Source organism: uncultured Tissierella sp. (assembly GCF_902479755.1).
Lineage (GTDB): Bacteria > Bacillota > Clostridia > Tissierellales > Tissierellaceae > Tissierella > Tissierella carlieri.
The window spans coordinates 105,871-118,416 of record NZ_CABSQO010000005.1 but is presented as its reverse complement, the minus strand read 5'-3'; the positions used below and the strand labels follow the sequence as shown (position 1 = coordinate 118,416).

Genomic DNA, 12,546 nt, shown 5'->3' with positions numbered 1-12,546 from the left:
AGGAGGAATAAAAAATATGAAGATTCTTGTAATTAACTGTGGAAGTTCTTCACTAAAATATCAACTTATAGATATGAATGGAGAAGAAGTATTATGTAAAGGACTTGTAGAGAGAATTGGCATCGAAGGTTCTAGAATAAAGCATGATACTACTGGCAAAGAAAGAGTAATAATTGAAGAGCCTATGGCTAATCATAAAGTTGCTCTAGGTTTAGTACTTAATGCTTTGATTGATGAAAATCATGGAGCAATAAAATCCATGGATGAAATTGGAGCAGTAGGACATAGAGTTGTACATGGAGGAGAAACATTTGCTTCATCTGTTATTATTGATGAAGAAGTCATGAAAGTTCTTGACGAGTGTATAGAATTAGCACCTTTACACAATCCGCCAAACATTACTGGTATTGAAGCGTGTAAAGAGCTAATGCCTAATACACCTATGGTTGCAGTATTTGATACGGCTTTCCATCAAACTATGGAGGCAGATAATTATATATATCCTATTCCTTATGAATTCTATGAAAAATATAAAATTAGAAGATATGGTTTCCATGGAACTTCACATAAATATGTATCATTAAGAGCAGCTGAAATATTGGGCAAAGATATTAAGGATTTAAATATTGTTACATGTCACTTAGGAAATGGTTCTAGTGTGTGTGCGGTACAAGGTGGAAAATCTATGGATACAAGTATGGGTTTTACTCCTCTAGAAGGTTTAGCAATGGGAACTAGATCGGGAGATATAGACCCAGCTATAATTCCATTTATCATGGATAAAGAAAATATGACATTTGAAGAAGTAAATAGTATGTTAAACAAACAATCTGGTGTACTAGGAATATCTGGAATTAGTAGCGACTTTAGAGATTTGGAAATAGCAATGGAAGAAGGAAATAAAAGAGCTAAATTAGCTTTAGATGTATTTGTTAATAGAGTTAAAAAATATGTGGGAGCTTATGTAGCTACTATGTGCAGTATAGATGCTTTAGTATTTACAGCAGGTATTGGAGAAAATTCAAGTTACATTAGAGAGAAAGTTTGTGAAGGATTAGAATGCCTAGGTATTAGAATCGATACTGAATTAAATAACGTAAGGGGTGAAGAAGCTCAACTTAACAAAGATTTGACTTCTGCTTCTATACTTGTTATTCCAACAAACGAAGAATTAATGATAGCTAGAGATACATTAGGCTTAGTATCTAAATAATATTATTCTTGACAAATTGATGCCTCCTTTATATAATTATCTTTGTTAGTCTAAGAGGTGAAAAATATGATAATTGATTTATCAAGTTTTCTTGATGGGATCAATGACCTTTTGCATTTTGAAGGAGAACTAGAAATAGATAGTTTAAACTTAAATGGAAGAGGCATTGCAATAGTTGAACCTATAAAATATGAAGGTGAAGTATTTAAAATAGACGGGGAAAAGGCTATAGATATTAGAATATCTTATGTTTACAATGAGATATGTCATAGATGCCTAAAGCCTGCTACTAATGAAATAAAAACTATTTTATCTGGAAAACTTGTAAAGGGAAAGGAAGAAACTGATAAGGAATATGAGGGCTATGATGAAGTTTTCTACTATGAAGATGATACCTTAGATATTAGAGAACATATTTTAAACCAAGTAATTCTTTCTTTACCAATGAAATCCTTATGCAACTTTGATTGTAAAGGATTGTGTTCTACATGTGGAGCAGATTTAAATAATACAAGATGTAATTGTATTCAAGAAAATATTGATCCAAGATTTGAAAAACTAAAGAATTTTTTTCCTAAGAATTAAGGAGGTGTTTTAAATGGCTGTACCAAAACGAAAAACTTCTAAAGCTAGAAGGGACAAGAGAAGAGCTTCTTCTTATAGACTAAACAAAGCTACAGTTGTTGAGTGTCCACAATGTCATGAGCCAAAACAACCACATAGAGTTTGTAGATCATGTGGATATTACAAAAACAGAGAAGTTATCGCAGTAGAATAATAAAAAAAGATAGTGATATCACTATCTTTTTTTAATTTAATATTGCATTTTATTTTAGTCTAATATATATTTAATATCAGTAGTCTTAAAATACACAGCATTGGAGGGTAATTATGAAAATTATTATTGATGCTATGGGTGGAGACAATGGACCGATTGAAGTGATTAAAGGAACTGTTGATGCTGTAAATGAATATGGTGTTAATGTTATATTGGTTGGTAAAGAGGATATAATAGAAAATGAATTAAAAAAATATGACTATCCAAAAGATAAGGTTGAAATCTTAGGTGCTAGTGATATAATAACCAATGATGACGATCCAGCTATAGCTATTCGAAGAAAGAAAGATTCGTCTATGGTAGTGGGATGTAAGGCTTTGGCAGATGGAATAGGTGATGGTTTTATATCAGCTGGAAGTACAGGAGCACTATTGGCATCAGGAATCTTTATCGTTAAAAGAATAGATGGTATTGATAGGGCAGCATTATCTGTTGTATATCCTACTAAAAATGGATTTTCATTGCTTCTGGATGCAGGTGCAAATGTAGATTGTAAGCCAGAGTATTTATATCAATTTGCTTTAATGGGGTCTGTTTATATGGAAAAGGTCATGGGAATAAAATCTCCGACTATAGGTCTTGTAAATATAGGTATAGAAAAGGGAAAGGGAAATGCCCTATCTAAGGAAACATATGATATTATTGAAAAATCACATTTAAACTTTAAAGGAAATGTGGAAGCTAGGGAATTACCTAGTGGAATAGTAGATGTTATTGTATCTGATGGTTTTGTAGGAAATGTAGTTTTAAAATTAACTGAAGGTATGGCCATTTCAATTTTTTCAATATTAAAAGAAGAATTTACGAAGAATTTTAGAGCAAAATTGGGTGCCATGCTACTTAGGCCTGAATTGAAAAATATAAAGGGTAGGATGGATTACAGAGAGCAAGGTGGAGCGCCACTATTAGGCATAAGCAAACCTATAGTAAAAGCCCATGGAAGTTCGGATGCTTTTGCTATTAAGAATGCAATCAATCAATTAAAAAAATTTATAGAGAAAGATGTAATAAAAATAATAGAAGAAAATATGCATGTACTAGATAATAAATAATAATTTTGGAGGGAGATAATATGATTTATAAAAAAATAAAAACTATAATCGCAACACAATTTAATATTGATGAGGATGAAATTACAAAGGATACTTCTTTTAAAGATACACTAAATGCTGACTCACTAGATTTAGTAGAGTTAATAATGGCACTAGAAGATGAGTTTGGTCTTGAAGTAGAAGATGAAGAAATGGAAAATATAAAAACCGTTGGAGATGCTGTTGAATATATTACAAATGCTCTAGAAGAATAATAATCAGGGCTAAGTTTGGCCCTGATTACTCTTGAAAATTTGGGGGTATTAAAGTGAAAGAAAATATTAAAGGAGTTAAATGGTTAGAACCCTTAGAAATGAACTTAAATTATAAATTTAGGAATATTAATTTATTGAAAACTGCACTGACTCATAGCTCCTATGCAAATGAAAATAAGATGAAAATAACTGATAATAACGAAAGACTTGAATTTTTAGGTGACACTATTTTAAACTTAATAGTAAGTCAATATTTATATAAAAAGTATCCATATTATCCAGAAGGGGAATTAACCAAAATCAGAGCAAAAGTAGTCTGCGAATCTTCTCTAGCGTTTGCAGCTAGAAAGATTGATTTAGGCAAATATCTTCTATTAGGCAAAGGCGAAGAAACTACAGGAGGACGTGATAGGGATTCGATTTTAGCTGATGCCAGTGAAGCATTAGTGGGTGCTGTTTATATGGATAGTGACTTTCAAGTTGTAAACAAACTATTACTTGAAAATTTTGAAGCTGATATAGTATATGCAGTAGCAAAAGGAGCATTATTTATTGATTATAAAACTGAATTGCAGGAGAATCTTCAAAAAATAACTAGAGCTAAAATAGAGTATAAGGTTGTGAAGGAAGAAGGTCCAGATCATAATAAAATATTTTATATGGATGTAATAGTTGATAATAAAACTGTTGGGACAGGAACAGGACGTAATAAAAAAGAAGCAGAACAAATGGCTGCTAAAGAGGCACTTCTAGTAATGGGGGAAACTGGTGATGAGTAAACATTATATAATCCCAATATTTGTTCCCCATTATGGTTGCCCCCATGATTGCGTTTTTTGCAATCAGAAAAAAATCACTGGATTATCAACTAATGTAACACCAAGAGATGTGAAAAATATCATTGAGGAACATTTAGTTACTTTTAAGCCTGGGTCTACTATAGAAGTTGCATTTTATGGAGGGAGTTTTACTGCAATAGATATAGATATTCAAAAAGAGTTACTAGCTATTCCATACCAGTATAAGATTGAAGGAAAGATAAGTGGTATTAGATTATCTACTAGACCAGATTGTATAGATAAAATAATACTAAGAAATTTAAAGGACTATTTAGTAGATACTATTGAACTAGGTGTTCAATCCTTAGATGATTCAGTACTATTTGCAAGTGGAAGGGGACATACTTCGAAAGATGTATATAAAGCAGCGGATTTAATAAAGGAATTTGGATTTAATCTTGGACTGCAAATGATGGTAGGTCTTCCAGAGGATACTAGAGAAAAGACAATATACACCTGTAAAGAATTTATAAAGCTAAATCCATACTGTGTAAGGATATATCCAACTTTAGTAATAAAGGATACTTATCTAGAAAGACAATTTTTCAATGAGAAATATTCACCTGTATCTTTTGAAGAAGCAGTAGATACATGCTCTATACTTCTTATGCTTTTTGAGATAAATAGCATTGATGTTATTAGAATTGGGTTACAGCCTACGGAAAATATTCAATTAGGGAAAGATGTGGTTTCAGGACCATTTCATCCTGCTTTTAGGCAGATGGTAGAATCAAATATATTTAAACTTCTATTAGAGTATTATTTTGATATAAATAACATTAAAACCGAAGATAAAAAACTAACTATAGACTCTAATAGTAAAAACATATCCTCTATTGCTGGTCAAAGGTCAAGTAATGTAATGCATTTTACTGATAGATATAAGTTTAGTAATATAAAAATATATAGAAAAGAAATAGATGCAAACCATATTGGAGTTACAATTGATGAATTTTATGATAAAATAAATATGAAATTATTAATAGAGTCCTATTTAAAGGACAATTCTATTATTTAGATTAGTATTAAAGGTTTCCTTTAGCCTAGGAAACCTTTAATTATAAGAAGAGGTGTTTTGCTTGCGACTAAAAAAGGTAGAGATACAAGGATTTAAGTCCTTTGCTGATAAGACAGAAATACAAATTAAAAATGGAATTACAGCTATAGTAGGGCCAAACGGTAGCGGTAAGAGTAATATATCTGATGCCATAAGATGGGTTCTAGGTGAGCAAAGTGTAAAAAATCTTAGGGGTAGTAAAATGGAAGATATAATCTTTGCTGGTACAAGCAAGAGAAAAGCATTAGGATATTCAGAAGTTACTATTACATTTGATAATAAGGATGGAGAAATACCTATAGATTATACTGAAGTAGCAGTTACACGAAGGATGTTTAGATCAGGAGAATCGGAATATTATATAAATAAAAATTCCTGTAGACTAAAAGATGTCCGAGAATTATTTATGGATACAGGAGTAGGAAAAGATGGATATTCAATTATTGGACAAGGCAGAATAGAGGAAATACTTAGCAATAGACCTGAAGATAGAAGAAGTATTTTTGAAGAAGCAGCAGGAATAGTAAAATATAAATCAAAGAAAGAAGAAGCTGAAAGAAAACTAGAGAAAACAGAAGGAAATATAATAAGGATAAAGGATTTAGTATTTGAGTTATCTAGTCAATTAGAGACATTAGAGGTACAGTCCCATAAAGCCAATTGCTTTACTGAATTATATAATCGATTAAAAAAATTAGAGATTAATTTATTTATAAAAGATATAAAAAAAATTAATACACAGATAGAGGAAATAAACAAAGAAAATCTTAATTTAGAAGAACAGCTTGCTGGAAAAACAGATGAGAGACAAAAGATTGAGGATAAATTCAATTTACTTAAAGAAACTATTGAAGATTTAGAATCAAAAATTGAAATATGCAGAAATAAAAGTTTGGGAATTATAAATGAGTTAGATAAAAATCAAAATCAACTTGCTATAATTGAAGAAAAGGATAAATTTTTTAATAAGGATTTAGAAAGATTAAAAGAAGAAAAGCACAATTTAAATTGTAGATTAAAAGATATCCAAAAGGTGAATGTTGACTTAGCAAGAGAAAAAGACATAACTCAAGAAGAATATAATAAGCTTCTAGAAGAATATAATAAAAAAACATTGGAACTAGAAAAAAGTTTTGAGGTCCTGCAAGAGAAAGAGAGAGAGATTGAACTTGAAAAAAATAATATAATTAAAATATATAATAATTCATCAGATAAAAAATCGGAATTAAATAGTATTATTTCTTTTAATGAAAATATCGAGAAGAGAATATCTCAATTAAGTAAAGAGATAAATAGTATGTATATTGAAAAGAAGATAAATATAGAAAAGTATGATGATTTGGTTAATAAGGAAGATGAATTAAAAAAACAATTATGTACTTTAAGAGATGAACTAGAGAATATAAAGAAATTAGAACTAGATAATAGCAATGATTTAGATATTATTAATAAAAAGATAAATACTAATAATATGGAGATCCAGTCTAAAACTTCTAGCTTTAAGTTACTTAAAAATATGGAAGAAGATTATGAAGGATATTATAAAGGTGTTAAATCTTTACTAAAGGCTGCCAAAAAGGAAATAAGATTAAAAGAAGGACTTATGGGGGTAGTAGCAGAGCTTATAAATGTAGATGAAAAATTTGAAAGAGCTATAGATATTGCATTAGGATCTAATGCACAGAATATAGTTACTAAAACAGAAGAGGATGCAAAAAATATAATAGAGTACTTAAAACATAATAAACTTGGAAGAGTAACATTTCTACCACTTAATATAATTAAAGGTAATACTTTAGATATAAATCCTCAAGATAGAAATAATTTTATGATTCATGGTTTAGGATTTGAACTAATTAAATTTGATAGAAAATATGAAAATATATTTAAATTTTTACTTGGAAGGACTATAGTAATTGAAAATATAGACTATGGAATTAAGTTTGCAAATAAATCTAACCACTCCTATAGAATCGTCACTTTGGAAGGAGAAGTTCTAAATCCAGGTGGCTCTATGACTGGAGGAAGTCATAACACAGGTGGAATAAGCATAATTAGCAGAAAAGGCAGGATACAAAAACTAATTGAGGATATTAATGAATTAAATAAAATTCAAGAAAGCTTAGAAGAAGAAAGAAATATATTTTTAGATAAACAAAAGGATATTAGAGAAAAGAAAATTAAATTAGAGGAATCTATTAAAGATACGGAGTACTCAATAATTGATGTAAAGAATCAAAAAGAAAAGTATATGAATGAAGCAACTAGACTAGAAGAAATTATAAACAAGTCTAAGAAAGAAATAGATAGTCTAGATGTTGAAATAAATAACTATGAAAATAAAAAGAAAGAATTACTTGCTTTATTAGCTCAGTTAGATGAAGACAGTATAAATCAGAAAGAAAAAATTAAAGATTTAACAAATCATTATAATGAGGAGAAGTTAGTTAGGGAAGATAAAGTGAAAGTTGTTACAGATATGAAAATTAATCTTAATTTAATCCATAGTAAAATAAATAATTTACAGGAAAAACTAGCTAAAAATGAATCAGAATTTGAAAACATTAATAATTCAATCAAAGAAAAAGATGAACTAATAATATCTAATAAAGATAATATTGAAGAAATAATAGAGAATAGAGCTACTTTAGATGAAAAGATAAAAGAATTAAATATTATAGAAGGAGATACAAAGAAGGAGTTAGAAGGTTTGATATCTGACAAAAATAAGTTTATGGAAGGTTTTTACTCTGAACAGGATAGGCTAAAAGAAATTAATAAATTAATTGTGGATACTGAAAAAAATATTAATTCTAATGAAGTCAAATTAGCTAGAATTTCTGTACAACTTGAAAATTATCATAAAAAATTAGCCGATGATTATGAATTAAGTTATGAAGAAGCATTGGTCTATGAAGGTGAAATAAAAAACACTCAAGAGGCAATAGTGGAGGCAAGAAGATTAAAGGTAGAAATAAAAGAACTAGGTACAGTTAATTTAAGTTCCATAGAGGAATATAAAAATTTGAAAGAAAGACTGGATTTTATTTTAAATCAACAAAAAGACTTAATTAATGCAAAAGAAAATCTAAAAGAAGTAATTAAGGATATAGAAAATAAAATGAAAAATCAATTCCTTATAAATTTTAATGAAATAAATACTAACTTTCAAGAAATATTCAAGATTTTATTTAATGGAGGACAAGCAGAGTTAATTATAGAAAATAATGAAGATATTTTAAATTCTGGAATTGAAATTAAAATACAACCTCCAGGAAAGAAACTTCAAAGTTTGACTTTATTATCTGGTGGAGAGAAATCTTTAACTGCAGTAGCACTTTTATTTGCAATATTAAAATTGAAACCTTCTCCCTTCTGTATTCTAGATGAAATAGATGCTGCTCTTGACGAAGCTAATATTAGCAGATATACTAACTATTTAAAAACTTTTTGCGATGATACTCAGTTTGTTCTTATTACTCATAGAAAAACAACTATGGAGATAGCAGATATATTATATGGTGTAGCTATGGAAGAGGAAGGAATATCCAAACTAATATCGGTTAAACTAAAAGATAATGTAGATGAAATAGCAAGTTAGGGGGAATAAAATGTTTAAGTGGTTTAAGAAACTTAGTAAAAAAAATGAAGAATTAAATGAAGATGAAAAAATTATTGAAACAAATGAAGAAGAATTCCTTGAGGAAAAAATTGAGGAGTTGATTGAAGAAGAAATAGATCAGTTAGAAGAACAAGAAGAAATTATAGAAGATATGGAAGAATCTGTGGAAGAAACTATAGAGGATTTTCAAACAGAGTTAGTGGAAGAATCTTTAGAGTTTGAAGAACATGAATTTGAAGATGAAGAGATTATAGAAGAAAATTTAGAAGAGTTACCTATAGATGCGGAAGAGGAAATTGAAAATTTCCAGCAATCTCTACCTGAAGAGGCTGAAGAAGAAAAAAATACTAAAAAGAAAATTGGATTTTTTGAAAAACTCATGAATGGACTAACTAAGACCAGAGATGATATCTCCAATAAGATTGACGGAATTTTAAAGTCCTATAAGAAAATAGATGAAGAGCTTTTTGATGATCTAGAAGAAGTATTAGTTACTGCTGACGTAGGTGTAAACACCACTATGGAACTTATAGATAGGTTAAGGACTAGAGTTAAGGAAGAAAAGGTAACTGAGCCAGAAGAAGTAAAAGAACTTCTCAAAGATGAAATTAGAAAACTTATGTTAGAGTCAGTTTCTGATAATGAGTTAAACATAGAGCCTTCACCTGCATTAATTTTGGTTGTAGGCGTAAATGGTGTTGGTAAAACTACTACAATTGGAAAGCTTTCTAATAATTATAAAAAACAAGGTAAAAGGGTTTTAATAGCTGCAGGAGATACTTTTAGAGCCGCCGCTATTGAGCAATTAGAAGAATGGGGTAATAGAGCTGGGGTCGAAGTTATAGCTCATAGTGAAGGTGCAGACCCAGCAGCAGTTATTTATGATGGTATCCAAGCTGCTAAAGCAAGAAAAACTGATATATTAATTTGTGATACAGCTGGTAGACTTCATAATAAATCTAATCTTATGAATGAATTAAATAAGATATTTAGAGTTGCAGAAAGAGAATATGGGGATGCTACTAAAGAAGTGTTGCTAGTATTAGATGCTACAACTGGACAAAATGCTATAAACCAAGCAAAGGTATTTAAAGAAGTAGCAAATATCACGGGTGTTGCACTTACTAAACTAGATGGAACAGCAAAAGGTGGCGTTATCATAGCTTTACAAGCAGAGCTAAAAATACCTGTTAAACTAGTAGGTGTGGGAGAAGGAATCGAAGATTTACAGCCTTTTATTGTGGAAGATTTTGTAGAAGCAATATTTCACTAATAATCATTGACAAAAGAGAAATTATATACTAGAATAATACTGTCAAGTAAAACACTTGACAGTATTATTTAGTTGGTGATATAATGGTTGAGAAACTTGTAGAGATAGGTACTTTATTTGATTTTTACGGGAAACTACTTAGTGAAAAACAATATTTAGTAGTGGAATTATATTATATTCACGATTTATCCTTAGCTGAAATCGGAGATGAACTTAGTGTTACTAGGCAGGGTGTATTTGATCTTTTAAGGAGGGCAGAGCAAAAGCTATATCAGCATGAAGAAAATTTGGGATTGGTAAGGAAATTTTATAGCAGCCATGAAGAGATTAAAAACATAATAAATATTTCGGAAGAAATAATAAAAATTGCGAAGGCAGAGGATAATGATGAAATTCAAGAAAAAGCTATGACTATTAATGAAATCGGTAAAAAAATATTAGATAATAGTCGGGAGGTTGTTGATTGATGGTATTTGAATCTTTGTCAGAAAAGCTTCAAAATGCTTTAGGAAAATTAAAAGGAAAAGGTAAACTTTCAGAAAAAGATGTAGACTTGGCTATGAGAGAAGTAAGATTAGCTTTATTAGAGGCTGATGTTAACTTTAAAGTAGTAAAGGATTTTATTAAAACAGTCAAGGAAAGAGCTATTGGTTCTGAAGTAATGGAAAGCTTAACTCCTGGACAACAAGTTATTAAAATAGTAAATGAAGAATTAACTAATCTTATGGGTAAGAGCGAAGCTAAGCTAAATTTCTCTTCGACTCCACCTACAGTAATTCTTATGTGTGGTTTGCAGGGTGCTGGTAAAACAACTACTACTGGTAAATTAGCTTTTAATTTAAAAAAACAAAATAAAAGACCTTTGTTAGTGGCTTGTGATATCTATAGACCTGCTGCTATTAAACAGCTTGAAGTTGTAGGGGAAAAAGTAGGTGCTCCAGTTTTTACTATGGGAGATAAGATAAATCCTGTAGATATAGCTAAAGCCGCCTTAGAACATGGAAAAAAACATGGTAATGATGTCATTATTATAGATACTGCAGGAAGACTTCATATTGATGAAGAATTAATGATTGAGATAAAAAACATTCATGAAGCGGTAAAGCCAAATGAAGTACTTTTAGTACTAGATGCTATGACTGGTCAAGATGCAGTTAATGTTGCTGATTCTTTCAATCAGAGATTAGGTATTACAGGAGTTATACTTACTAAGCTGGATGGTGACGCCAGAGGTGGTGCTGCATTATCCATAAGAGCTGTAACAGAAAAACCTATAAAGTTTGCGGCTATGGGAGAAAAATTTGATCAATTAGAACCATTTCATCCAGATAGAATGGCATCAAGAATACTTGGAATGGGTGATGTACTTAGTCTTATTGAGAAAGCACAGGCCAATATAGATGCTAAGAAGGCAATGGAGTTGGAGCAAAAAATTAGAAACCAGCAATTTTCTTTCGACGATTTTTTAGACCAGCTAGATCAGATGAAGAATTTAGGACCTATTGACCAATTATTAGGTATGATTCCAGGAATGAATTCTAAGGCTTTAAAAGGTTTAGATGTAAATGAAAAAGATATTAATAGAATCAAAGCTATAATTCAGTCTATGACTAAGAAGGAAAAAGATAATCCTGACATAATAGACAGTAGTAGAAGAAAGAGAATTGCCCAAGGTAGTGGTACTACCGTCCAAGATGTAAATAAGATACTAAAACAATTCAAAGAAACAAAAAAAATGATGAAAAGATTTACAGATATGGAAAAAACCATGAAGAAAAAAGGGAAATTTGGATTCCCCTTTTTCTAAATAGATAGTTAAATTTATAAGGAGGTGAAAATAGTGGCTGTTAAAATTAGATTAAGAAGAATGGGAGCTAAAAAAAGTCCTTTCTATAGAATAGTTGTTGCTGATTCTCGTGCTTCAAGAGATGGAAGATTTATTGAAGAAATTGGCTATTATAATCCATTAACTGAGCCTAAGACAGTTAAAATAGATAATGAAAAAGCAATTAACTGGATGAAAAATGGAGCAAAACCAACTGATACTGTAGATAGACTATTTAAGGAAAATGGTCTATATGAGAAGGAAACTGAATAATTACTTAGGGATAGTATCTAGGAGGTGCTAGAAATGGGAGAATTAGTAGAATTTATTGCAAAATCTCTTGTGGAGAATCCAGATGAAGTGGTAGTCAATGAGATAGAAGGAAGTCAATCTATCATTATTGAACTTAAAGTCCACCCTGAAGATATGGGTAAAGTAATAGGTAAGCAAGGTAGAATTGCAAAGGCCATTAGAACTGTGGTTAAAGCAGCTGCTATTAAAGATAACAAAAGAGTTGTTGTTGAAATTATTCAGTAAGGGATTAGAGGACCTAATCCCTTTAAATAATAAAGA

The 12,546-nt window shown here is 30.1% G+C and carries 13 protein-coding genes; all 13 read left to right on the top strand.

The features are described 5' to 3' along the window. Nucleotides 1–16: 16 nt before the first annotated feature. The 13 genes from RDK80_RS04520 to RDK80_RS04460 all read left to right on the top strand — a co-directional run bounded on the left by RDK80_RS04520 (nt 17) and on the right by RDK80_RS04460 (nt 12,510). Nucleotides 17–1,213, top strand: a complete 1,197-nt coding sequence (locus RDK80_RS04520) for an acetate kinase (protein ID WP_308523598.1) — start codon at nt 17–19, stop codon at nt 1,211–1,213. A gap of 66 nt (nt 1,214–1,279) precedes the next feature. Continuing rightward, entirely contained in the window at nt 1,280–1,798 is a 519-nt protein-coding gene (locus tag RDK80_RS04515) for a DUF177 domain-containing protein (RefSeq protein WP_094900050.1), read from the top strand. A gap of 13 nt (nt 1,799–1,811) precedes the next feature. Next, nucleotides 1,812–1,991 (top strand): 50S ribosomal protein L32, encoded by a 180-nt coding sequence (rpmF, locus tag RDK80_RS04510; protein ID WP_072972552.1) that lies wholly within the window; start codon nt 1,812–1,814, stop codon nt 1,989–1,991. Between the two features lie 113 nt (nt 1,992–2,104). Next, nucleotides 2,105–3,103, top strand: coding sequence for a phosphate acyltransferase PlsX (plsX, locus tag RDK80_RS04505; RefSeq protein ID WP_094900051.1), 999 nt, complete (start codon nt 2,105–2,107; stop codon nt 3,101–3,103). A gap of 23 nt (nt 3,104–3,126) precedes the next feature. Further along, entirely contained in the window at nt 3,127–3,357 is a 231-nt protein-coding gene (gene acpP / locus RDK80_RS04500; protein WP_369819369.1) for an acyl carrier protein, read from the top strand. Nucleotides 3,358–3,410: 53 nt separating this feature from the next. After that, the gene (rnc, locus tag RDK80_RS04495; RefSeq protein WP_308523597.1) at nt 3,411–4,136 is read left to right on the top strand and encodes a ribonuclease III; all 726 of its coding nucleotides are present in this window, start codon (nt 3,411–3,413) and stop codon (nt 4,134–4,136) included. Next, the gene (locus tag RDK80_RS04490) at nt 4,129–5,214 is read left to right on the top strand and encodes a radical SAM protein (protein WP_308523596.1); all 1,086 of its coding nucleotides are present in this window, start codon (nt 4,129–4,131) and stop codon (nt 5,212–5,214) included. The genes rnc and RDK80_RS04490 overlap by 8 nt, the downstream gene beginning before the upstream one ends. A gap of 61 nt (nt 5,215–5,275) precedes the next feature. Beyond that, nucleotides 5,276–8,854: a chromosome segregation protein SMC gene (gene smc, locus RDK80_RS04485; RefSeq protein ID WP_308523595.1), complete on the top strand. Its 3,579-nt coding sequence runs from the start codon at nt 5,276–5,278 to the stop codon at nt 8,852–8,854. 10 nt (nt 8,855–8,864) lie between these two features. Further along, a complete protein-coding gene (gene ftsY, locus RDK80_RS04480; RefSeq protein ID WP_094900057.1) occupies nt 8,865–10,148 on the top strand; it encodes a signal recognition particle-docking protein FtsY in 1,284 nt (427 codons plus the stop codon). Nucleotides 10,149–10,231: 83 nt separating this feature from the next. Beyond that, nucleotides 10,232–10,615, top strand: coding sequence for a YlxM family DNA-binding protein (gene ylxM / locus RDK80_RS04475; RefSeq protein WP_094900058.1), 384 nt, complete (start codon nt 10,232–10,234; stop codon nt 10,613–10,615). Next, nucleotides 10,615–11,955 carry a signal recognition particle protein gene (ffh, locus tag RDK80_RS04470; protein ID WP_308523611.1) on the top strand — a complete coding sequence of 447 codons (1,341 nt, stop codon included), beginning with the start codon at nt 10,615–10,617 and terminating at the stop codon, nt 11,953–11,955. Before ylxM ends, ffh begins: the two co-directional genes overlap by 1 nt. A gap of 33 nt (nt 11,956–11,988) precedes the next feature. After that, nucleotides 11,989–12,246, top strand: a complete 258-nt coding sequence (rpsP, locus tag RDK80_RS04465; RefSeq protein WP_094900059.1) for a 30S ribosomal protein S16 — start codon at nt 11,989–11,991, stop codon at nt 12,244–12,246. 33 nt (nt 12,247–12,279) lie between these two features. Further along, the gene (locus RDK80_RS04460; RefSeq protein WP_094900060.1) at nt 12,280–12,510 is read left to right on the top strand and encodes a KH domain-containing protein; all 231 of its coding nucleotides are present in this window, start codon (nt 12,280–12,282) and stop codon (nt 12,508–12,510) included. The last annotated feature ends 36 nt before the right edge of the window (nt 12,511–12,546 follow it).